We start from the raw sequence: 23,022 nt of genomic DNA, 5'->3' as shown, positions 1-23,022 counted from the left end.
GAACCTGGTACATAGCTGACATGCCCACAACACCCTCTCCCGCTACCCTCGCCAGCCGCAATAAGCCCTTACAACAGCACTTCCCGCCCCCGGGCCGGACGCCTATGCTGGAACCACTCCCTCGCGGCCTATCTTTGTGGTTGGCAGCCAACCTGGCAGATGAACGCACGCATGCACAACACCCACGCACCTGTGAACGACGAGCAAAAAGCGCCTGGCGACGACAAACGCTGGAGCATTCGCGCCCTGATCGTCGACGATGACGTCCCGATCCGCGAACTGATGATCGACTACCTGGCCCGGTTCAATATCCACGCCAGCGGCGTCACCGATGGCGCGGCCATGCGCCTGGCCATGCAGGCGGAACATTTCGACGTGGTGGTGCTGGACCTGATGCTGCCCGGCGAAGACGGCCTGTCGCTGTGCCGCTGGCTGCGCGCCGAGTCGGACATCCCGATTCTGATGCTCACGGCCCGTTGCGAACCCACCGACCGGATCATCGGCCTGGAACTGGGCGCCGACGATTACATGGCCAAGCCGTTCGAACCCCGGGAGCTGGTGGCGCGCATCCAGACCATCCTGCGCCGGGTACGCGATGATCGCACCGAACAACGGGCGAACATCCGTTTCGACAACTGGCGGCTCAACAGCGTACTGCGCCAGTTGATTGCCGCCGATGGCCTGGTGGTGCCGCTGTCCAACGCCGAATTTCGCCTGCTCTGGGTGTTCATTGAACGTCCGCGCCGGGTGCTGAGCCGCGAACAATTGCTGGACGCCGCCCGCGGCCGCTCGATCGAAGCCTTTGATCGCAGCATTGACCTGCTGGTGTCACGCCTGCGGCAGAAACTCGGTGATGACCCGAAAGCACCACAACTGATCAAAACCGTGCGCGGCGAAGGTTACCTGTTCGACGCCCGGGACATCGGCTGATGCGCGGGCGCTTCGATACGCTGTTCGGCCGCCTGTTTGGCGTGCTGTTGCTGGCGATCATCCTCGCGCATTTGCTGGCCTTTGCCTGGTTTCACCATTACGGCCCACCACCCCCTCCGCCGCCACCCGCGTTCTCCGAAGGCTTTGACGGCCAAATCCCGCCACCGGCCCCGCGTTTCGCCAATCGGCCACCCCGGCCGTGGTTCGGCGGGCCGCTGGTACCGCTGACGTTTCAATTGATCTCACTGATCATCGCCGCCTGGTATGGCGCCAAATTACTGAGCCGGCCGATTCAGCGGCTGAGCGACGCGGCCGAGCGCCTGAGCGAAAACCTCGACAGCCCGCCACTGGAGGAGTCCGGCCCACGGGAAGCGCGGCAAGCGGCGCACACCTTCAACAAAATGCAGCGACGCATCATCGAGCAAGTAAAACAACGCTCACGGATGCTCGGCGCGGTGTCCCACGACCTGCGCACGCCGCTGTCGCGGCTCAAGCTGCGGCTGGAACAGATCGACGATGACAGGTTGCAGGGCCAGATGCGCCAAGACCTGGACGACATGATCAGCATGCTCGATGCCACCCTCACTTACCTGCACGAACAGCGCACCAGTGAGGCGCCGCAGTGGATGGATGTGCAGGCGTTGGTGGAGTCCCTGAGCGAAAACGCCCAGGACCAGGGTGCCGATGTTCAGGCCAGCGGCCACTGCGCGCCGCTGCAAGTTCAGCCGATGGCGTTGCGCTCCTGCGTCAACAACCTGCTGGACAACGCCTTGCGTTATGCCGGCCAGGCGCTGATCTCCCTGGAAGACCATCGCGAACATCTGCTGATTCGGGTCATTGACCACGGGCCGGGAATCGCCGCGGAGCAACGCGAAGCGGTGTTCGAACCGTTCTTTCGCCTGGAAGGTTCGCGCAATCGCAATTCCGGTGGCGTCGGCCTGGGGATGACCATCGCCCGCGAAGCGGCGGAACGGCTGGGTGGGCAGTTGAGCCTGGAAGAAACCCCGGGGGGCGGGTTGACTGCGGTCATTCGCTTGCCGCGAACCTGAAAAATCACTCCCCCCTGTAGGAGCAAAGCTTACTCGCGATTACGTCGGCACATTCAATAGAGATGTCGACTGAATGTCCGCCATCGCGAGCAAGCTTTGCTCCCACAGGGTTCCGGGTGAGCTGAAGACTCAGCGCTTGCGCAAAATCACGCTACCGATCGAGTAACCGGCGCCAAACGAGCTGAGCACCGCCAGCGAACCCGCCGGAAGGTCGTCCTGATTCTTGTGAAACGCAATCACGGAACCGGCGGAGCTGGTGTTGGCGTAGGTGTCCAGAATCACCGGGGCTTCCTGCTCTGTGGCATCGCGGCCCAGCAGCTTCTTGACGATCAGGTGGTTCATGCTGAGGTTGGCCTGGTGCAGCCAGAAGCGCTTCACATCGCTGATGTTGAGCTGGTTCTCTTCCAGATGTGCACCGATCAGCTCGGCAACCATCGGGCAGACTTCCTTGAACACCTTGCGACCTTCCTGGACAAACAGTTTGTCCCTGGCACCAACGCCCTCTTCCGCTGCGCGGTTGAGGAAGCCGAAGTTGTTGCGGATGTTGTTGGAGAACTTGGTCAGCAGCTTGGTGCTGACGATGTCGAACTGATACTTGGACGTGGCCTGGTCGGCGCGCTCGATGATCACCGCAGTGGCCGCGTCACCGAAGATGAAGTGGCTGTCGCGGTCGCGGAAATTCAGGTGGCCAGTGCAGACTTCCGGGTTGACCATCAGGATCGCCCGGGCCTGGCCCAGCTGGACGCTGTTGGCGGCGGTCTGGATACCGAAGGTGGCCGAAGAACACGCCACGTTCATGTCGAAACCGAAACCCTGGATGCCCAGCGCTTCCTGAACTTCAATGGCGATCGCCGGGTAGGCGCGTTGCAGGTTGGAACAGGCGACGATCACGCCGTCGATATCCGCCGCAGTCTTGCCCGCGCGTTGCAAGGCTTGTTCGGCCGCGCCGATGGCCATTTGGCAAAGTACCGACCACTCGTCGTTGGAACGCTCCGGCAGGCGCGGCGCCATGCGTTGAGGGTCGAGGATGCCGTCCTTGTCCATGACATAGCGACTCTTGATACCGGAGGCTTTTTCGATGAACGCCGCACTGGATTCGGTCAACGCTTCGATTTCACCGCGAGCAATGGCATCGGCGTTGTCGGCGTTGAATTGCGCTACATACGTATTGAAAGACTGCACCAGCTCTTCGTTGGAGATGCTGTTGGCCGGAGTGTAAAGGCCGGTGCCGCTGATGACGACGTTATGCATGGTCGTGTCTCTAATCTGTTCAGGCAGAAAGCATTGGCACCGAAGTACCAATACACAAAGGGTCTATTCCCATCCTGGGGACGCAAACCTGGCATCGCTTCATTCCGTCACGCAACATGGCCGAAGGCTCTGGGTCGCGAAAACGGCGTTTATGGTCGCGAAGTTTGCCATAAACGTCAGCTTTTGGCGCCTTTCTCAAGCACAACGCAATTCCTGTGGGAGCAAAGCTTGCTCGCGATGGCGTCCCTGAGATCGCTATCGCGAGCAAGCTTTGCTCCTACAGGTTTTCCGCTCAGGGCTCGACCTGGGTCCACTGCTTGCTCAGGCGCTTGTCGGAGATGGGCACCTTGGTTCCCAGTTGCTGGGCGAACAGCGACACCCGGTACTCCTCCAGCCACCAGCGATAAAGCTCGAGTTGCGGATCGCGCTTGCCTTCCTGGGCGTGCTTGTTGGCGCGGGTCTGGTACTGAGTCCAGAGATTGGCCAATTCGCCACTCCATACCCGGTCCTTCTGCACCTGAGATCCGAGCTTTTCAAAGCGCTGCTCGATGGCCTTGAGGTAACGCGGCAATTCCTTAAGCCATTGCATCGGTGTTTCGCGAACAAAGCCCGGATACACCAGATGGCTGAGCTGCTGCTTGATGTCGTTCAGGGCCACGGCTTGCGCCAGGTCGATCTTGCCCTTGAAGCGTTTTTGCAGACCATGCCAGAGCTTGAGGATTTCCAGAGTCAGCTTCGCCACGCGTTCGGCGTGTTCGGTCCAGGCACCGCGCTTGCGCTCGGCCAGCGACGCCAGCCCGGCGCCATCACGGGGCAACGGGTCTTCGCCGTCGAGAATGCAGCTGTCGAGGCTGGCCAGCAGAATGTCTTCCACCAGCGCGTCAACGCGCCCCATGTCGCGGTACAGCAAACCGAGTTCGGTCAGGCCCGGCAGCTTGCTGCGCAAGAACTTCGCCGGTTCCGCCAGTTGCTGCATCAGCAAGCGCTGCAGAGCGCGTCGGTGCTGGAACTCGGCTTCAGCCGGCGTGGAAAAACGCCCTTCCTTGACCGTACCGCCCTCCTCCACCAGCGCCGGGTAGACCGTCATCGACAGCCCGGCAATCTTTTGCTGGGTTTTCTCGGCCACGGCGGCGAACACTTTCGGCTCCACCGGTTGCTGGCTTTTCGCGGTTTGCGGTACGGCCAGCGCCGCTTGGCTGGCTTCGGCGAAGCGCGCCGTCAGTTCGGCCAGATCTCGGCCTTCACCCAGGAACTTGCCCTGAGCGTCGACGATTTCCAGGTTCATGCGCAGATGGTTCTCCACCTGTTGTGCCGCTTCGGCCCAGGCTTCATCGCTGACACGAGCGCCGGTCATGCGCAGCAGCTCGCGACCCAAGGTCTGGGGCAACGACCCCTCGGCAAAGGTCATGCGCTGCAAGGCAGCCTTGACGAAGTCCGGCACCGGCACGAAGTTCTTGCGCAGGGCCTTGGGCAGGTTACGCACCAGCGCAATGCATTTGGCTTCGATGACACCCGGCACCAGCCATTCCAGACGTTCCGGCGGCAGCATCGGCAACAGCGGCGCGGGTACACGCAGGGTCACGCCGTCGCGCGGGTGGTTCGGTTCGAAGTGGTAACTCAGCGCCAACTCCAGATCGCCGATGTGCAGGGTGTCCGGATAGTGTTGGGCAGTGACTTCACTCGCTTCGCGGGCGAGCACGTCTTCTTCGCGCATGATCAGCAGCTGCGGGTCTTTCTGGCTATTGATCCGGTACCAGCTGTCGAAGGTCGCGGTCTGGTGAATCTCCGCCGGTAGCCGCGCATCGTAGAAGGCGTACAGGGTTTCCTCATCAGCGAGGATGTCGCGACGACGAGCCTTGGCTTCCAGCTCATCGAGCTGCTCCAGCAACTGTTTGTTCGCTGTCAGGCACTTGGCCTTGGACTGGATCTCGCCACGCACCAGCCCTTCGCGGATAAACAGCTCCCGCGACACCACCGGGTCTACCGGCCCGTAATGTACCGGGCGGCGTCCGACCACGATCAACCCGAACAGGGTGATCTGCTCGAAGGCGACCACCTGGCCGCGCTTCTTCTCCCAATGGGGCTCGAAGTGATTTTTCTTGATCAGGTGCCCGGCCAGCGGTTCGATCCAGTCGGCGTCGATCTTCGCCACCATGCGCGCATAGAGTTTGGTGGTTTCCACCAGTTCGGCGGTCATCAACCATTGCGGACGTTTTTTGCCGATCCCCGATGAGGGATGAATCCAGAAGCGCCGCTGGCGGGCACCGAGGTAATCGCCGTCTTCGGTCTTCTGGCCGATCTGGCTGAGCAACCCCACCAGCACCGCTTTGTGCAGTTTTGGGTAATCCGCCGGCTCTTTGTTGAGGCTCAGCTGCATGTCGCGGCAGATCAGGCTCAACTGTCGATGGGAATCACGCCACTCGCGCAAACGCAGGTAGTTGAGGAAATTCTTTCGGCACCAGTTGCGCAGCGGGCTGGCGGTCAATGCCTGGCGCTGCTCTTCGAAACCCCGCCACAGGTTGACCAGCCCGGCGAAGTCCGAGTCGGCGTCTTTCCATTGTGCATGGGCCTGGTCCGCCGCTTGCTGGCGTTCCGGCGGGCGTTCGCGCGGGTCCTGGATCGACATGGCGCTGGCGACGATCAGCACTTCCTGCAAGCTGCCGAGCTTCGCCGCTTCCAGCAGCATGCGCCCCATGCGCGGGTCCACGGGCAGCCGTGCCAGCTGGCGACCGAGCGGGGTCAACTGGCTGTTGCGGTCCACCGCCGAGAGTTCTTGCAGCAGGTTGTAACCATCGCTGATGGCCTTGCCATCCGGCGGCTCGATGAACGGAAACGCAGTCACTTCGCCAAGGCGCAGGTGCAGCATCTGCAAGATAACGGCCGCGAGGTTGGTGCGCAGGATTTCCGGATCGGTAAATTCCGGACGCCCAAGGAAATCTTCTTCGCTGTACAGCCGCACGCAGATGCCCGGCTCGACCCGTCCGCAACGGCCCTTGCGCTGGTTGGCGCTGGCCTGGGAAATCGCTTCGATGGGCAGGCGCTGAACCTTGGCGCGGTAGCTGTAGCGGCTGATGCGCGCGGTGCCGCTGTCGATCACGTAGCGAATGCCCGGCACCGTGAGCGAGGTTTCCGCGACGTTCGTCGCCAGGACCACACGACGCCCCGGATGCGACTGGAAAATCCGCTGCTGCTCGGCCGGCGACAAGCGCGCGTACAGCGGCAGGATCTCGGTGTGCTTGAGCTGGGCCTTGCGCAACATGTCGGCGGCGTCGCGAATCTCGCGCTCGCCGGGCAAGAACACCAGCACGTCGCCGGGACTACGGCGTTCGCTGCGCTCATAGGCGGCGATTTCGTCGAGAGTGGCGAGAATCGCCTGATCCACGGTCAGGTCGTCTTCGACGCGGTTGCCCTCTTCGTCCTGCTCCAGGGTCAGCGGGCGATACCAGGTGTCCACCGGGAAGGTTCGGCCGGAGACCTCGACTATCGGTGCATCGTCGAAGTGTTTGGAGAAGCGCTCCAGGTCGATGGTCGCCGAGGTGATGATGACTTTCAGGTCCGGACGGCGCGGCAGCAGGGTTTTCAGATAACCGAGCAGGAAGTCGATGTTGAGGCTGCGTTCGTGGGCTTCGTCGACGATGATCGTGTCGTAGCGTTCCAGATAGCGATCGTTCTGGGTTTCCGCCAGCAAAATACCGTCGGTCATCAGCTTGATCAGGGTGTTGGAATCGCTCTGATCCTCGAACCGCACCTGATAACCGACCAGCGCGCCCAACGGCGTGCCCAGCTCTTCGGCCACCCGACTCGCAACGCTGCGCGCGGCAATCCGGCGCGGCTGGGTGTGGCCGATCAGGCCATGCTGGCCGCGACCGATTTCCAGGCAGATCTTCGGCAGCTGGGTGGTTTTACCCGAGCCGGTTTCGCCGGCGATGATCAGCACCTGATGCTTTTCCAGCGCCTTCTTGATTTCGTCGCGCTTGGCGGCGATCGGCAGGCTGTCGTCGTAACGAATCACTGGCAGGCTGGCCTTGCGCGCCAGCACCTGGTCACAGGACGCCTGCATGCGCGCCACCCACTGGGCCAATTTGGCCTCATCGGGTTTCTTGCGCAGCTCAAGCAACTGCCGCCGCAGCCGGTGGCGGTCGGCGAGCATGGCGTGATCGAGGTTTTTCAGCAGTTTGTCGATGGAGGGCGATTCGTCGGTCATCGGGTACGCAATTCAGTCGTCTAGTGGCGCAAGGGCGCGATTGTCGCAGATTTGAACGATGAACGAGATCCCTTGTAGGAGCGAGCTTGCTCGCGATGAACTCAAGAACGCCACGGGGTGTCAGGTTTCCCGCGTCACCGTTAACGACCATCGCGAGCAAGCTCGCTCCTACAGGAGGGGTTGTGGCGTTATTCGTTATCAAGGCCCTTGCGCCGATACGGGAACACATCGATCACCTTCCCCGCCCGAATCGCCTCTTGCAGGCTTTTCCAGTAATCGGCGTTGTACAACTCGCCATGCAACTGATCGAATAACTTGCGCTGCCCGGCATCGGCAAACAGGAACGGTGGAAACTCTTCCGGGAACACGTCCAGCGGTCCGATTGAGTACCACGGCTCCGAAGCCATTTCATCTTCGGGCGTACGCGGTGCCGGAATGTGACGGAAGTTGGCTTCGGTGAGGAAGCAAATCTCGTCATAGTCGTAGAACACCACGCGACCATGACGGGTGACGCCAAAATTCTTCAGCAGCATGTCGCCGGGAAAAATGTTCGCCGCCGCCAATTGCTTGATCGCCAGACCGTAATCTTCCAACGCCTCGCGAACCTGCGCCTCGCTGGCATTTTCCAGGTACAGGTTCAATGGCGTCATCCGCCGTTCGGTCCAGCAGTGGCGGATCAACACGGTGTCACCTTCGACCGACACCGTGGACGGCGCGACTTCCAGCAGTTCCTCCAGGCAGGCCGGATCGAATTTGCTCAGCGGGAAACGGAAGTCGGCAAACTCCTGGGTATCGGCCATGCGCCCTACGCGATCGACGCTTTTCACCAGCCGATACTTTTCGATCACGGTGGCGCGGTCGACGTTTTTCGACGGCGAAAAACGGTCCTTGATGATTTTGAATACGGTGTTGAACCCCGGCAGGGTGAACACCGTCATCACCATGCCGCGCACGCCCGGCGCCATGATGAACTGGTCGTCGGTATTGGCCAGGTGATTGATCAGCGCCCGGTAGAACTCGGACTTGCCGTGCTTGTAAAAGCCGATCGAAGTGTACAGCTCGGCGATGTGCTTGCCTGGCAGGATGCGCCTGAGAAAGCCGATGAACTCCGCCGGCACCGGCACATCCACCATGAAATACGAGCGGGTGAAGGAGAAAATGATCGATACGTCAGCTTCGTCGGTGATCAGCGCGTCGATCTGAATGCCGCGACCTTCGCGGTGCAGCAGCGGGATCGCCAGCGGCCATTGCTCATCGGCGGTGTAGATACGCCCCACCAGATACGCGCCCTTGTTGCGGTAGAGCACCGAGGAAAACAGCTCGACGCTCAAATCCGGGTCCTTGCACACCCAGTCCGGCAGGTTCTCGCGCAGTTGCACTTCGAGGCGGCGCAGGTCACCGGGCAGGTCGGCGTAATCCTCGCTGAAGCGGTAGTCGGCAAAGATGCTCGCCAGCATGCCCGACAATTGACCCTGGGGTTTATAGGTGCGGGTTTGCGCGGCCCTGGCCCGCCGCAGGCTCGGCCGGGTGGTGTGAATGAACATGCAGCCGTCGCTGATCAGGTCATGGCTGAACAGCCCGCAGAAAATCGAGTTGTACCAGGTCTCTGACAGTTCATCGTCGAAACGCAGGTCGATCAGGCTGATGTAGGCGTTTTTGACCAGTGGCCAACAGCTGACATCCAGCGTGTCGCTGTCGAATGCGATGCGCAGCCGCTCGACCGTTTCACTGACCTTTTCTTCATAGAGGTTGATCCGTGCCGCCGAGGCGACCTGCGTCTCCTGCCACAGGGCCTGCTCGAAGCGCGCCCGGGCGCCGTCAGTGATCTGGCGGAAATGCTCGCGGTAATCGTCAAAGCCATCGAGGATCAATCGGGCGATGTCGGCGGCTGGCCAATGCTGCGGCATAGTGAGACCTCTGCGGGAATTTGTGAGCCCTGAGCTTAGCCAGTGAAGCGGGTGCAGGAGAAGCGTAATTTTCCAGCGAATTAAACGCCCGGTTTTCGGTTGCCATCGATCATGCACTCAGCAACACTTTCGCCCCTCCCTCAAGGAAGGAACGCACTGTGAACCCCATCGATATTTTCCGTTTACTGTCACTGGCGGCCATTTGGGGTGCGAGTTTTCTGTTCATGCGCATTATCGCCCCGGTGATTGGCAGCATCCCTACCGCTTTTTTCCGCGTATCGATTGCCGCCGCCGGGTTGCTGGTGATTCTTGGCTTGATGCGCATCAGCTGGGATTTCAAAGGCAAACTCAAGACCGTGATGCTGCTCGGGGTGATCAACTCCGGCATCCCGGCGACCTTGTACTCCGTTGCAGCACAGGTGCTGCCCGCCGGTTACTCGTCGATTTTCAACGCCACCACGCCGCTGATGGGCGTGCTGATCGGCGGGCTGTTTTTCCATGAAAGACTCACCGCCGCGAAACTCGGCGGAGTTTTTCTCGGGCTGTTCGGCGTCGGTGTGCTGACCCGCGCGGGCCCGGTGGCGTTCGATCTCGGGTTGTTGATGGGGGCCGTCGCCTGCCTGCTCGCCACCACATGCTACGGTTTTGCCGGATTCCTGGCCCGGCGCTGGCTCGATCAGGCCGGTGGTTTGGACAGCCGCTTGTCGGCACTGGGCAGCATGCTCGGCGCGACGTTGTTCCTGTTGCCGTTGTTCGGTTACAGCGTGATCAGCCAGCCACCGGCGAGCTGGGGCGGCTGGAACGTTTGGCTGTCGCTGCTGGGCCTGGGGCTGGGTTGCACGGCGTTTGCCTACATTATTTATTTCCGGCTGCTGAGCTCGATTGGCCCGGTGAAATCGATGACCACGACCTTCCTGATTCCGCTGTTCGGGGTGTTGTGGGGGGCGATGTTTCTCGATGAGCCGCTGTCGATGGCGCACATTTATGGTGGGGTGTTGATTGCAGCGGCGTTGTGGTTGGTGTTGAAGCCGGCCGTGGTGAAGCAGGCTCAAGTGTCAGCCCGATAATTTCGCGGTGAGGTTGATGACGCCTTCGCGAGCAGGCTCGCTCCCACAGGTTGTAACCAAACCTTGTGGGAGCGAGCCTGCTCGCGAAGGCGGTGGTTCCATCACCGAAAACTACAACGCGGGTTTACGCGGTTTTACGGAACACGAACACCAGGCCAACGATGATCAACAGCATGCCCAGCATGCTCAACGTCGCCAGTCGATTACCGAAAAACAGGTAGTCCATCACTGCCGTCACCGCCGGCACCAGGTAAAACAGACTGGTGACATTCACCAGGTTGCCTCGGGCGATCAAGCGGTACAGCAACAGGGTCGCCAGTACCGACACCACCAGCCCCATCCACAACACCGGTACGATAAACCCGCTGTTGTGCTCGAAGTGAAACGGCTGGAACGGCACGAAGATCCCGCAAAGCAATAAACCCGCGAGGTATTGCACCGGCAGTGTGCCGAGGGGATTGTCGGTGATGCGCTTCTGCATGATGGAGCCGAACGTCATGCTCGCCAGCGCCAGCAAACCAAAGAGCATCCCGGCCAACGACATGCCGGCCAGACCGATGCCCTGATAAACCACCATGATCAACCCGGCCAGACCGAGCGACAGACCAAACATCCGGCTCGCCGATCGCTGACGTTCCATGATCACCACCGTAAGAATCGGCTGCACGCCCATGATCGTCGCCATCACGCCCGGCGTGACTTTCAGGTCGAGGGCCAGCAGATAGAAAATCTGATAAGCCCCCAGCAACACCACCCCTGTGGCCATCGCATACAGCATCGGTTTTACGCCCTTGGGCAACTTCAGCTTGAGCAACGGCACCAGCAACAGCAAACCGCACAAGGCGATGACAAAGCGCACCAGCAGAAAGGCAAAGGGCGCCGCATGGGCCAGCCCCCATTTGGAGAAGATCGCCCCGCTGCTCCACAGCAGGACGAACAGGCTCGTGGAAGCCGCCGCGAGCGCGGACTTTTGAGAAAGGACAAACATGAATACCACCTGTAGTCAGGCAAAGTGCCAATTCAGCCGAAGCTGAAATTCAGTAGTTTTTTTCAGGCGGGTGCAGGGAGTCAGCAGAGAAACGCTGATCAGCCCCAAACGCCAACGCCCGGCGGTGATACGACTGCGCACACCGGCGTGCTACTGACAGGTGGAGGGTAATGACTGATCTGCACAGGCTGCTGATTCCCGCACGGCACGACGCCAGCGTTGACCGCTGAATCGACTACCGCGTTGATGAGGGATGCAGGCATGGGCTGATCTTTTGTAGAAGGATGAAAAAGCGAGTTCGGGAACTCGCTGTGCGCCGACTATAACCAGCGCTCGACGTGGATTGCAATAACTTGAAGGACCACTGTAGGAGCAAGCTCGCTCCTACAGAGAGTTTGCGTCAACCAAACAACCAATAGCCCAGCAACGTCAGCACGACCACCGCCAGCACCGGGCGCAATACCCGATAAGCCTTCGGATTACGTCGCTTCCATTGCTTGACCACGCCGCTGAACTTGTCGCTGGAGTTCTTGCTCCATGCATAAGCCTGATTGATCCCGCCAACGCGTTCGTCATCGAGGTTCTGCGGTGCGGTAGCGCGACCCAGCAGGCCGCTGATCCAGCGGTTGATGCGGGTCATCAAGCGGTTGCTCAGTGGTCGTTCGATGTCGCAAAACAGGATGACCCGGGTCTTTTCGGTTTCGTTCTTGACCCAGTGCACGTAGGTTTCATCAAACATCACGTCTTCCCCATCGCGCCAGGCGTAAACCTGACCGTCGACGAAGATGCGACAGTCGTCGGAGTTGGGTGTCGACAGGCCCAGGTGATAACGCAGCGAGCCGGCGAACGGGTCGCGGTGCGGGTTGAGGTGGCTTCCGCCCGGCAGCAGCGCGAACATGGCGCCTTTGACGTTGGGTATGCCGCTGACCAGTGCCACGGTTTTCGGGCACAGGAGTTCGGCCGAGGGCAACGGTTTGTCGTACCACTTGAGGTAGAAACGCTTCCACCCCTTCTTGAAAAACGAGCCGAATCCAGCATCGTTGTTCTTTTCGGCGGCGCGGATGTAACCCTCATCGAACAGGTGCATGGCTTCGTCGCGAATGACTTCCCAATTGTCCTTGAGCACGTCCAGTTCAGGGAATTTGCTGCGGTCGAGATAGGGTTTGGAAGGCACGCCGGAGAACAGGTACATCAACGCGTTATAGGGTGCGAACAGCGCCGAATGGTTGACGAATTGACGCAGTACCGGCAAACGCGCCTTGCCACGTAAATGCACATAGAGCGTACTGCCGAGAAACAGCAGCAACACCGACGCCTTCGCGGCAAAGGAAAAGGTCATCAACAACTCCTTGGTATAGAGACACTCTGCGCAACGCCATTACCCCGACGCGGCAGCCATCATGATAAACACTACCCACTTCGGGAAAAACCCGCCTGTTTAAACATTCAGTATTATGGATTGCGCAATAAAGTACTTCTTAACACACACCTCCTGAATGCTGGCTGACCTGAGTCAGCCAATCATCAGGAAAACCTGCGGCCCTATTGGCAAAACGTTACTGCTGGTTCTCCTGCTCGGTAAACAGATCGCTGAACAACATGCTCGACAGGTAACGCTCGCCGGAATCCGGTAGGATCACCACGATCGTCTTGCCCTGCATTTCCGGGGTTTCGGCCAACCGTACCGCCACCGCCATCGCCGCGCCGCAGGAAATACCGCACAGAATTCCTTCTTCCTGCATCAATCGCAGGGCCATGGTCTTGGATTCTTCGTCACTGACCAATTCCACCCGGTCGACGATCGACAGGTCCAGGTTCTTCGGCACAAAGCCGGCACCGATACCCTGGATCTTGTGCGGGCTCGGCTTGATCTCCTCACCGGCCAGCGCCTGGGTGATCACCGGCGACACCGCTGGCTCCACTGCCACAGAGATGATCGGCTTGCCCTGGGTATTCTTGATATATCGCGAAACGCCGGTGATGGTTCCACCCGTCCCGACACCGGACACCAAGACATCAACAGCACCATCGGTGTCGTTCCAGATCTCGGGGCCGGTGGTTTTTTCATGGATAGCGGGGTTGGCCGGATTATCGAACTGCGCTGGCATGAAATACCGGGATGCATCGCTGGCAACGATTTCAGCCGCCTTCTCGATCGCGCCCTTCATGCCCTTGGCCGGTTCTGTCAGCACCAGTTCCGCCCCCAGCGCTTTCAACACCTTGCGGCGCTCGATACTCATGGATGAAGGCATGGTCAGCATCAATTTGTAGCCCCGCGCCGCCGCCACGAAGGCCAGGCCAATGCCGGTATTGCCGGAGGTGGGCTCGACAATGGTCATGCCAGGCTTGAGTTTGCCAGTGCTTTCGGCGTCCCAGATCATGTTCGCGCCAATCCGGCACTTGACCGAATAACCAGGGTTGCGCCCTTCGATCTTGGCCAGGATGGTCACACCGCGCGGCGCGATACGGTTGATCTGCACCAGCGGCGTATTGCCGATGGAGTGGGCGTTGTCAGCGAAAATACGGCTCATGGCTGGGTCCTTGATACAGCATTTAATAAGCGCACAAAGGTATGCCTGTTGCCCGTGGTCGTCCAGTCAGGTCGAACGTCCGGTTATCGCCGCAGTCAATGGTTTTAGATCGCCAGAGATTTGCCACCATGAAACGTCGATACAGCTGGCCACTTTGGGCCTTCGCCGGCCTCGTTGTGCTGCTGATTGCCCTGCACTTCGCTCTGCCCTACATGGTGCGCGACTACCTCAATGACAAACTGGCGGACATGGGTGATTACCGCGGCCAGATCACAGACGTGGACCTGGCCCTGTGGCGTGGTGCCTACAAAATCAACGGCCTGAAAATCGTCAAGGTCGATGGCAAGGTGCCCGTGCCGTTCGTCAATGCGCCGTTGATCGACCTCTCCGTCAGCTGGCATTCCCTCTGGTACGACCACGCCGTGGTGGCCAAAGTGCAGTTCTTCAAACCTGAAGTGAATTTCGTCGACGGCGGCGCCAACAAACAGAATTCCCAGACCGGCCAAGGCACAGACTGGCGTGCCCAATTGGGAAAATTGCTGCCGATTACCTTGAACGAAGTGCGGATTGATGACGGCAAGATCAGCTTTCGCAATTTCAACTCCAAACCTCCCGTGAACATGAACGCCACAAAGGTCGACGCCAGCATTTACAACCTGACCAATGTGGTCGACACCAAAGGCAAGCGTGACGCCCGCTTCGAAGGCAAGGCGCTGCTACTGGGGCATGCGCCGCTGGAAACCACCGCAACCTTCGACCCGCTGAGCAACTTTGAAGATTTCGAATTTCGTCTACGGGCCAAAGACATCGAGCTCAAGCGTCTGAACGACTTCGCTTCGGCCTACGGCAAGTTCGATTTCAATGCCGGCCATGGCGATGTAGTGATCGAAGCGCAGGCCAAAAAAGCCAAATTGACCGGCTACATCAAGCCGTTGCTGAGGGATGTCGACGTATTCAATTGGCAGCAGGATGTGGAAAACAAGGACAAGGGAATTTTCCGTTCCATTTGGGAAGCCCTCGTCGGCGGCTCCGAAACCGTGCTGAAAAACCAGAGCAAGAACCAGTTTGCTACCCGCGTCGAATTGAGCGGCAGCGTTCACCAGCGAGATATCAGCGCGTTCCAGGCGTTTTTGCAGATTTTGCGCAATGGATTCATCGAGGCATTCAATGCCCGCTATGAACGGCCGAAACCGGATGCCGGTTAACTTTTGCGCGTAATGGTATAGCGGCCATTCTCTTCGGCTGCCCTTAACGACTTTGATTGCTGTTGCAGGAAGTCCCAGCCAAGACAGGCCAGGGCCAATGAACGCGGCACGGCTTCTCGCCCACTGCTGTAGCGGCTGATGCTTCGAGCACTCACCCCCAACGCCTCAGCGGCCTGATTGAGGGGCAGTCCGGTGCGAGCACGCCAGTCGATGAAAATCCGCGTGTTTTCGTCCGATGCGTTTTGCGCAAGCGCATCCAGGTACAAGGTGTCGGCGCCTATCTGGATATCCTCCTCAGGCCATTCCACACACCATCCGTCATCGCCCAGTACGGCACCGTCGAAAGCGCTCCCCAGCAACGGTTGCAACCCCGGAAAAGCCTGCAGGTCACGGCTCAAATCGAGGGACAATTGTTGACCGTCGATAAACGTCAGCGCCAGACGGTAATCCTCCAGCACCCGCACCGCCGACAGCCGTGGTCGTTTCATGGGTAACATCGTTTCCAATCCTCCAGCAATTGCGCTTGATCAGCCCTGATCCATTCCAGCGCTTCCTTGATAATCAGTGGCGGTGCCTTGCCCATCATTACCTCGACGGTCTCCAGGCTCAGCATGACATCCAGCCCGCCACCGGTCAGGTGGATGTGGGGTGGCGGATGGTCCTTTTCACGCAACTGAATGCGGTACGTATCTCGAAATCGGTATTTAGTAGACATGCCTCGCAAGCTATCGCCAAAATGGCGATAGCTCAATGCTGGCCCACCGCCGAGACTGAGTCAAGATGTGACGCCCCATTCAGAGACTGAATAAGCCTTCTGCGTTCACAGTCGACCGGACACCGAGTTATAGTCGGGCTTGACCATTTATTGCGCACCGCCCTGCCTCACACAGGTCGGCATTACCGTTCGAGGATTAGCAGATGAAGTTCGAAGGCACCCAGGCCTACGTCGCCACCGATGACCTGAAGCTGGCGGTCAACGCCGCCATCACCCTGGAGCGACCACTGCTGGTCAAGGGTGAACCGGGCACCGGCAAGACCATGCTCGCCGAGCAACTGGCCGAATCCTTTGGCGCCAAGCTGATCACCTGGCATATCAAATCCACCACCAAGGCCCATCAAGGCCTCTACGAGTACGACGCGGTCAGCCGTCTGCGTGACTCGCAGCTCGGCACGGAAAAGGTTCACGACGTTCGCAACTATCTGAAGAAGGGCAAGCTCTGGGAGGCTTTCGAGTCCGAAGAGCGAGTGATCCTGCTGATCGACGAAATCGACAAGGCCGACATCGAGTTCCCCAACGACCTGCTGCAAGAACTCGACAAGATGGAGTTCTACGTCTACGAGATCGACGAGACCATCAAGGCGAAAAAGCGCCCGATCATCATCATTACCTCCAACAACGAAAAAGAGCTGCCGGACGCCTTCCTGCGCCGCTGCTTCTTCCACTACATCGCCTTCCCGGATCGCAGCACGATGCAGCGGATCGTCGACGTGCACTACCCGGACATCAAGAAAGACCTGGTCAGCGAAGCGCTGGACGTGTTCTTCGACGTGCGCAAGGTGCCGGGCCTGAAGAAGAAACCCTCGACCTCCGAACTGGTGGACTGGTTGAAACTGCTGATGGCCGACAACATTGGCGAAGCGGTACTGCGCGAACGCGACCCGACCAAGGCCATCCCGCCTCTGGCCGGCGCCTTGGTGAAAAACGAACAGGACGTGCAACTGCTTGAGCGCCTGGCGTTCATGAGCCGTCGCGGCTCTCGCTAAGCACTGCTAACCAAGGGCCAACGCCATGCTGCTCAATCTGTTCAATGAAATGCGCGCCGCCAAGGTACCCGTCTCGGTGCGCGAGCTGCTGGACCTGATCAACGCGCTGAAACAGCGCGTGACCTTTGCCGACATGGACGAGTTTTATTACTTGTCCCGGGCGATCCTGGTGAAGGACGAACGGCATTTTGACAAGTTCGACCGGGCCTTCAGTGCCTACTTCAATGGTCTGGAAAAACTAGACGACCACTTGCAGGCACTGATCCCCGAAGATTGGCTGCGCAAGGAGTTCGAACGCTCCCTGACCGACGAAGAAAGGGCCGCTATCCAGTCCCTCGGTGGTCTGGACAAACTGATCGAAGAGTTCAAGAAACGCCTGGAAGAACAGAAGGAACGCCATGCCGGCGGTAACAAGTGGATCGGCACCGGTGGCACCAGCCCGTTCGGTTCTGGTGGTTTCAACCCGGAAGGCATCCGGGTCGGCGACGCCGGCAAGCGCCAGGGCCGGGCCGTCAAAGTCTGGGACCAGCGCGAGTACAAGAACCTCGATGACTCGGTGGAACTGGGCACGCGCAACATCAAGGTCGCCCTGCGCCGCCTGCGCAAGTTCGCCCGCCAGGGCGCGGCAGAGGAGCTGGACATCGATGGCACCATCGACCACACCGCTCGCGATGCCGGCCTGCTGAATATCCAGATGCGCCCCGAGCGGCGCAACACGGTCAAGTTGTTGCTGTTGTTCGACATCGGCGGCTCGATGGACGCCCACGTGAAGATCTGCGAAGAGCTGTTCTCGGCTTGCAAGACCGAGTTCAAGCATCTGGAGTATTTCTACTTCCACAACTTCATCTATGAGTCGGTATGGAAGAACAACATGCGCCGTACGTCCGAGCGCACATCGACCATGGACCTGCTGCACAAGTACGGCGCCGACTACAAAGTGATCTTCATCGGTGATGCCGCCATGGCGCCCTACGAAATCACCCAGGCCGGTGGCAGTGTCGAGCACTGGAACGAAGAAGCCGGTTACGTGTGGATGCAGCGTTTCAGGGAGAAGTACAAGAAGCTCATCTGGATCAATCCGTACCCGAAAGACACCTGGGGCTATACCTCGTCGACCAATATTGTTCGGGATTTGATCGAGGACCAGATGTATCCGCTGACGTTGCGGGGGCTTGAAGAGGGGATGCGGTTTCTTTCCAAGTAATCTCGGTTGTCTGGACTGACGCCATCGCGGGCAGGCCTTGCTCCCACAGGTTTCACACATAACCTGTGGGAGCAAGGCTTGCCCACGATGCTTTTAGCGGTTCAAATACCGGCGCAAATACTCGACCTGTTCTCGATGCGCAATCTCCTGCACCACCGGCCGCAACCGCACCTGCGCCCCCGGCAGGCACTGCGCCAGCCGAGCCAGCGCCAACGGCGTCAACGCCCCCAAACGCGGATACCCGCCAATGGTCTGCCGATCATTGAGCAACACAATCGGCTGCCCGTCCGGTGGCACCTGCACCGCACCCAGTGGAATGCCTTCGGAAATCATCGGTTTCCCCTGGTACTGCAACGCCGCGCCTAACAAGCGAATGCCCATCCGGTCAGCCCGGCTGTCGAGGCTCCACACACTGTTGAACGCATCGAACAGACTCTGTCCGCTGAACTCACCGACTTGTGCACCGAGTACCAGATCCAAAGGTGCATCGAGGCTCAGGTCCGGTCGCTGCTCTGGCGATAATTCCCGCAGCAACATCACCGAGTTGCCCGAATAGCTCAAGCACGAGCCTTTGCTCAGCGCACGGCCCATTCCATCCAGACCGCCGAGTTCTTCACGAACCACCGTCGCACGACTGCCCAGCACCTTCGGCGCATCGAAGCCACCCGGCGCAGCCAAATAAGCGCGAGCGCCGAGCAATGGCTGGGTGAATTGCAACCGCTGACCTTTATTCAACCTGAAACTGCGCCAGGGCTTGAGTGGCTCGCCATCCACCTGCGCCCCCAGATCCGCTCCGGCCAGCGCCAGCAGGCAATCGTCTTGCGCCACCACCGTAAACCCGCCGAGGGTGATTTCGATCACCGCCGCATCAAGGCTGTTACCCAGCAGCCAGTTGGCCCAGGACATCGACTGCCAATCCAACCCTCCACCCTGGGTCACGCCCAGATGTCGCACGCCGAAACGTCCGGCATCCTGCAACAGGCACAGCGGTGTACTCGCTTCAATCGTCAAACGGCTCATGCCTGGGCCTCCAGTGGCGTGTCGTCACCGCCCAGGTTGATGAACTCGGCATGGCCGACGGCTTCGAAGCGTACGGTGTCACCCGGTTGCATCAGGCTGTAGCCGTCACGGTTGCGATCGAACAATTTGGCCGGCGTACGGCCGATCAGGTTCCAGCCACCCGGTGACACCACCGGATAGGCGGCCGTCTGCCGTTCGGCGATGCCGACACTGCCGGCGGCGACTTTCTTGCGGGGTGTGTTCAGACGCGGCGCGGCAAGCACCTCGTCCACCAGCCCCATGAAGGCGAACCCCGGTGCGAAGCCCAGGGCGAACACCTGATATTCACGCTCACTGTGACGACGGATCACCTCCTCCATCGCCAGCCCGCTGCGCTGCGACAACAGACGCAACTCCGGGCCGACGCTCAAGTCGTACCACACCGGCAGCACGTGACGGGTACCGCGGGTCCGCGCGTTGGGCGACAGGTCGATGAACGCTTCGGCGATCAATTCCCGTGCCTGGGCCGGACTCAACGCGGTCAGGTCGTAATGCACCATCAACGTCGTGTAGGACGGCACCAGATCGATCAGGTGCCCGCCGAAGGCCGCCCGCAGGCTTTCACTGGCCGCCAGCATCCAGGGCATGTTGGCTTCGGCGATTTCATCGAACAAACGCACCATCAAACAATCGAGCGCGACCACTTCCACCCGCCATTTCATGACGCGCCCAACTCATTCAAAGCGTCACGAATGCGTCTTACGGCCGCAACCGAACTGGCGTTGTCGCCGTGCACACACAGGGTATTGGCCTGCAAATGCAGGGCGCTGCCGTCGCTGGCGGTGAGGCGGTCGCCACGGGCGATGATCAACGCCTGCTCGATGATTTTCTCCGGGTCGTGATGCACCGCTCCCGGCAAGCTTCGCGACACCAGCATGCCGGCACTGTCATAGGCACGGTCGGCGAAGGCTTCGAACCACAGGGTCACGCCGTATTCATCACCCATCTGCTGCGCGGCGCTGTTGTCGCGGGTGGCCATCAACATCAAGGGCAGGCTGCGGTCATAAGCGGCCACGGCCTGCAGCACCGCACGCAGCTGTGCCGGGTTGGCCATCATGTCGTTGTACATGGCGCCATGGGGTTTGACGTAACTGACCCGGCCGCCCTGGGCCCGGCAGATACCGTCGAGGGCGCCGATCTGGTAATGCAGGATGTCCTGCAGTTCCTGGGCGGCGTAGGCCATGGAGCGTCGGCCGAACCCCACCAGGTCCTGATAGGCCGGATGAGCACCGATCTGCACGCCGTGGCTGAGGGCCAGGCTGACGGTCTTGCGCATGATGCTCGGGTCGCCGGCATGGAAGCCACAGGCGATGTTGGCGCAATCAATGAAGGGCATGACTTCCGCGTCCAGACCCATGGTCCAGTTACCGAAACTCTCGCCGATGTCGCAGTTCAATAGCAGGCGGCTCACGATGAACACTCCTGTAGGTTTTATTCTTTTTAGCTGCGGGACATATCTGTAAGACATGCCCGCAGATTATCAGTTACTGCGCGTCGAGTTGCTTGCCGCGGGTTTCCGGCAGGCTCAGGGCCGCAAGGATCACCACGCCGTAGGACACTGCCGCAAAGGCACCGATGCCCACGCTCAGCGGCACGGTCTGGCTGAGCAGGCCGATCAATAGCGGGAACAACGCCGCCAGCGCCCGGCCGATGTTGTAGCAAAAACCCTGACCGGAACCGCGAATGCGCGTAGGGAACAACTCGGTCAGGAACGCCCCCATGCCGCTGAAAATCCCCGAGGCGAAAAAACCCAACGGAAAGCCCAGCCACAGCATCACACCATTGCTGACCGGCATTTGGGTGTACAGCAAAACAATGGTGAACGAACCGACCGCGAACAGGATGAAGTTCTTTTTCCGGCCGAGAATGTCTGTCAGGTAGGCGCTGATGACGTAACCGACGTAGGAACCGACGATCACCATCGCCAGATAACCGCTGGTATTGAGTACGCTCAAACCGCGTTCGTTTTTCAGAAAGGTCGGTAGCCAGGACGTGATCGCGTAGTAACCGCCCAGCGCACCGGTGGTCAGCAATGAAGCGCGAATCGTGGTGAAGAGCATGCGGGGGGCGAAGATCTCGTAGAACTTCGACGGGTTGCTCGGGGCTTCCTTGGCCTTGGCTTCACGGTAGATTTCCGGATCTTTCACCAATCGACGGACGAAAATCACGAAAATCGCCGGCACGATGCCGAGAATGAACAGTGCGCGCCACGCGTCTTCCGGTGGCAGGACCGAGAACAGCAGCGCATACAGAATCGCGGTCAGCCCCCAACCCAACGCCCAGCCGGACTGCACCATGCCCACCGCCTTGCCGCGGTCCTGGGCGCGAATGACTTCGCCGATCAGCACCGCACCGGCCGTCCATTCGCCGCCGAAACCGAAGCCCATCAGGGTGCGCGCGACCAACAGTTGCTCGTAGTTTTGCGCAAAACCGCAGACGAAGGTGAAGAAGGCGAACCACAGCACCGTCAGTTGCAAGGTGCGTACGCGACCGATGCGATCGGAGAGAATGCCCGCCACCCAGCCACCGATGGCCGAAGCGATCAGCGTACTGGTGTGAATCAGCCCGGCCTGGCCGGTGCTGATGCCCCACATGGCAATCAGGGTCGGCACCACGAAACTGAGCATCTGGGTGTCCATGCCATCCAGGCCATAGCCGATCTTGCAGCTCCAGAAGGTGCGGCGTTCCTGCTGATTGATATTGCGATACCAGTCGAAAGGCCCCGGGCGAGCCGTGGCTTTCGCAATCAAGGGGGTGTCGGGCGCACTCATGGCAAATCTCCGCGCTGATTTTATTGGTATTGTTCTGAGCCCCGACGACGCCTATCGTGGGAACCGGATGGCCTGATTCTTGGGCGCACCGCCCTGCCGCGTCCAACTAATAAAAACCCGCCTTAGACATAAGAAATCTTTATCCCATGAACCTGAAGTTTCTCGAGACCTTCGTCTGGGTCGCCCGGCTCAAGAGTTTCCGCCTGACCGCCGACAAGCTCTTTACCACCCAGGCGTCGATTTCCAGCCGCATCGCCGTGCTCGAAGGCGAGCTCGGGGTGAAGCTGTTCCTGCGCGATTCGCGGGGGGTGAGCCTGACGCCGGAAGGCCTGAAAGTGCTCGACTACGCCGAGCAGATGATGGACACCATGCAAGCGCTCAAGCAGTCGATCGAAACCCGCTCCAGCAAGGCCGGGCGTGTGCGTATCGGGGTGATGGACACGGTGATCCACACCTGGCTCAGCCCGTTGGTGGCGCAGATGACCGATCACTACCCCTTGGTGGAAATCGAGTTGGTGGCCGATACGTCGCTCAACCTCTGCGATCAGCTGCAAAAGGGCTTTCTCGACGTCATCCTGCAAACCGATCTGTTGCGCCAGGAAAGCGTGCGCAGCCTGGAACTGGCCAGCCATCCCATGGGCTGGATCGTCGCCAGCAACTCGCTGTACAACCGTGAGTTTTCAGGCGTCGCCGATCTGGCCAATGAGCGGATCATCACCTACTCGAAAAACTCCCATCCGCATCAGGAAGTGCTTGCCCTGATGCAGGCCAACGGCGTCATGGCGCCAAGGCTGAACTGCGTGAATTCGGTGTCGGCGATTACCCGGTTGTTGCGCGATGGTTTCGGCATCGGCGCCTTGCCACCGGTACTGGTAGCCGAGGAACTGGCGCGCGGGGAATTGACCTTGCTGGCCATCGATCAACGTCCGCCGAATTTACAGGTGGTGGTGTCGTGGCGAGTGGGTGCGGAATGGGTCGAGGAGATTGTTGCGTTGTGCCAGCAGGTGCTGGAGGAATATGCGCGCAGAGTTGGCGAAAACTACATCGTCCTGAATCGTTGACGACCCTGTAGGAGCTGGCTTGCCAGCTCCT

The 23,022-nt window shown here is 59.9% G+C and carries 19 protein-coding genes; 7 read left to right on the top strand and 12 right to left on the bottom strand.

Annotation, left to right across the window (positions count from 1 at the left end; translation table 11 throughout):
- The first annotated feature begins 171 nt into the window (after positions 1-171).
- Both BJ917_RS14600 and BJ917_RS14595 read left to right on the top strand, forming a co-directional pair.
- Entirely contained in the window at positions 172-930 is a 759-nt protein-coding gene (locus BJ917_RS14600) for a response regulator (protein WP_096512950.1), read from the top strand.
- Positions 930-1,979: a HAMP domain-containing sensor histidine kinase gene (locus BJ917_RS14595; RefSeq protein WP_096512951.1), complete on the top strand. Its 1,050-nt coding sequence runs from the start codon at positions 930-932 to the stop codon at positions 1,977-1,979. Before BJ917_RS14600 ends, BJ917_RS14595 begins: the two co-directional genes overlap by 1 nt.
- A 129-nt stretch (positions 1,980-2,108) precedes the next feature.
- On the opposite strand, the gene BJ917_RS14590 is transcribed toward BJ917_RS14595, so the two are convergent.
- The 3 genes from BJ917_RS14590 to aceK form a co-directional block, all read right to left on the bottom strand.
- Positions 2,109-3,230, bottom strand: coding sequence for a beta-ketoacyl-ACP synthase III (locus BJ917_RS14590; protein ID WP_096512952.1), 1,122 nt, complete (start codon positions 3,228-3,230; stop codon positions 2,109-2,111).
- A gap of 292 nt (positions 3,231-3,522) precedes the next feature.
- On the bottom strand, positions 3,523-7,434 hold the full coding sequence (gene hrpA, locus BJ917_RS14585; RefSeq protein WP_121103703.1) for an ATP-dependent RNA helicase HrpA: 3,912 nt from the start codon (positions 7,432-7,434) through the stop codon (positions 3,523-3,525).
- A 188-nt stretch (positions 7,435-7,622) separates the two neighbouring features.
- Entirely contained in the window at positions 7,623-9,341 is a 1,719-nt protein-coding gene (gene aceK / locus BJ917_RS14580) for a bifunctional isocitrate dehydrogenase kinase/phosphatase (RefSeq protein ID WP_096512954.1), read from the bottom strand.
- 158 nt (positions 9,342-9,499) lie between these two features.
- On the opposite strand from aceK, the gene BJ917_RS14575 reads away from it, so the two are divergent.
- Positions 9,500-10,408, top strand: a complete 909-nt coding sequence (locus BJ917_RS14575; RefSeq protein WP_096512955.1) for a DMT family transporter — start codon at positions 9,500-9,502, stop codon at positions 10,406-10,408.
- 124 nt (positions 10,409-10,532) lie between these two features.
- Here the strand turns inward: BJ917_RS14575 and BJ917_RS14570 are convergent, their stop codons facing one another.
- The 3 genes from BJ917_RS14570 to cysK all read right to left on the bottom strand — a co-directional run bounded on the left by BJ917_RS14570 (position 10,533) and on the right by cysK (position 13,927).
- The gene (locus BJ917_RS14570) at positions 10,533-11,396 is read right to left on the bottom strand and encodes a DMT family transporter (RefSeq protein ID WP_121103702.1); all 864 of its coding nucleotides are present in this window, start codon (positions 11,394-11,396) and stop codon (positions 10,533-10,535) included.
- Between the two features lie 400 nt (positions 11,397-11,796).
- A complete protein-coding gene (locus BJ917_RS14565) occupies positions 11,797-12,735 on the bottom strand; it encodes an aspartyl/asparaginyl beta-hydroxylase domain-containing protein (RefSeq protein WP_121103701.1) in 939 nt (312 codons plus the stop codon).
- A gap of 217 nt (positions 12,736-12,952) precedes the next feature.
- Positions 12,953-13,927 (bottom strand): cysteine synthase A, encoded by a 975-nt coding sequence (gene cysK / locus BJ917_RS14560; protein WP_096512958.1) that lies wholly within the window; start codon positions 13,925-13,927, stop codon positions 12,953-12,955.
- 128 nt (positions 13,928-14,055) lie between these two features.
- Here cysK and BJ917_RS14555 point away from each other — a divergent pair, with 128 nt between their 5' ends.
- On the top strand, positions 14,056-15,132 hold the full coding sequence (locus tag BJ917_RS14555; protein ID WP_121103700.1) for a DUF748 domain-containing protein: 1,077 nt from the start codon (positions 14,056-14,058) through the stop codon (positions 15,130-15,132).
- Here the strand turns inward: BJ917_RS14555 and BJ917_RS14550 are convergent.
- Together BJ917_RS14550 and BJ917_RS14545 are read right to left on the bottom strand one after the other, a co-directional pair.
- The gene (locus BJ917_RS14550; protein ID WP_121103699.1) at positions 15,129-15,629 is read right to left on the bottom strand and encodes a DUF2442 domain-containing protein; all 501 of its coding nucleotides are present in this window, start codon (positions 15,627-15,629) and stop codon (positions 15,129-15,131) included. The genes BJ917_RS14555 and BJ917_RS14550 overlap by 4 nt on opposite strands.
- Entirely contained in the window at positions 15,617-15,847 is a 231-nt protein-coding gene (locus tag BJ917_RS14545; protein WP_172901628.1) for a DUF4160 domain-containing protein, read from the bottom strand. The genes BJ917_RS14550 and BJ917_RS14545 overlap by 13 nt, the downstream gene beginning before the upstream one ends.
- A gap of 203 nt (positions 15,848-16,050) precedes the next feature.
- Here BJ917_RS14545 and BJ917_RS14540 point away from each other — a divergent pair, with 203 nt between their 5' ends.
- On the top strand, positions 16,051-16,896 hold the full coding sequence (locus BJ917_RS14540) for a MoxR family ATPase (protein ID WP_096512962.1): 846 nt from the start codon (positions 16,051-16,053) through the stop codon (positions 16,894-16,896).
- A 25-nt stretch (positions 16,897-16,921) separates the two neighbouring features.
- Positions 16,922-18,100 carry a VWA domain-containing protein gene (locus tag BJ917_RS14535; RefSeq protein WP_096512963.1) on the top strand — a complete coding sequence of 393 codons (1,179 nt, stop codon included), beginning with the start codon at positions 16,922-16,924 and terminating at the stop codon, positions 18,098-18,100.
- Between the two features lie 93 nt (positions 18,101-18,193).
- Here the strand turns inward: BJ917_RS14535 and BJ917_RS14530 are convergent, their stop codons facing one another.
- The 4 genes from BJ917_RS14530 to BJ917_RS14515 all read right to left on the bottom strand — a co-directional run bounded on the left by BJ917_RS14530 (position 18,194) and on the right by BJ917_RS14515 (position 21,930).
- Positions 18,194-19,120 carry a biotin-dependent carboxyltransferase family protein gene (locus tag BJ917_RS14530; RefSeq protein WP_121103697.1) on the bottom strand — a complete coding sequence of 309 codons (927 nt, stop codon included), beginning with the start codon at positions 19,118-19,120 and terminating at the stop codon, positions 18,194-18,196.
- Positions 19,117-19,821: a 5-oxoprolinase subunit PxpB gene (gene pxpB / locus BJ917_RS14525; protein WP_121103696.1), complete on the bottom strand. Its 705-nt coding sequence runs from the start codon at positions 19,819-19,821 to the stop codon at positions 19,117-19,119. The genes BJ917_RS14530 and pxpB overlap by 4 nt, the downstream gene beginning before the upstream one ends.
- Positions 19,818-20,570 (bottom strand): 5-oxoprolinase subunit PxpA, encoded by a 753-nt coding sequence (locus BJ917_RS14520; protein WP_121103695.1) that lies wholly within the window; start codon positions 20,568-20,570, stop codon positions 19,818-19,820. Before BJ917_RS14520 ends, pxpB begins: the two co-directional genes overlap by 4 nt.
- A gap of 73 nt (positions 20,571-20,643) precedes the next feature.
- Complete coding sequence (locus BJ917_RS14515) at positions 20,644-21,930, bottom strand: MFS transporter (protein WP_121103694.1); 1,287 nt, start codon at positions 21,928-21,930, stop codon at positions 20,644-20,646.
- Between the two features lie 146 nt (positions 21,931-22,076).
- Here BJ917_RS14515 and BJ917_RS14510 point away from each other — a divergent pair, with 146 nt between their 5' ends.
- A complete protein-coding gene (locus BJ917_RS14510) occupies positions 22,077-22,991 on the top strand; it encodes a LysR family transcriptional regulator (protein WP_096512968.1) in 915 nt (304 codons plus the stop codon).
- Positions 22,992-23,022 lie beyond the last annotated feature (31 nt).

The organism is Pseudomonas sp. WPR_5_2, assembly GCF_003634475.1.
GTDB lineage: Bacteria > Pseudomonadota > Gammaproteobacteria > Pseudomonadales > Pseudomonadaceae > Aquipseudomonas > Aquipseudomonas izuensis.
Note: the sequence above shows the minus strand (reverse complement) of the source record. Positions and strands in the feature narration are given on the sequence as shown.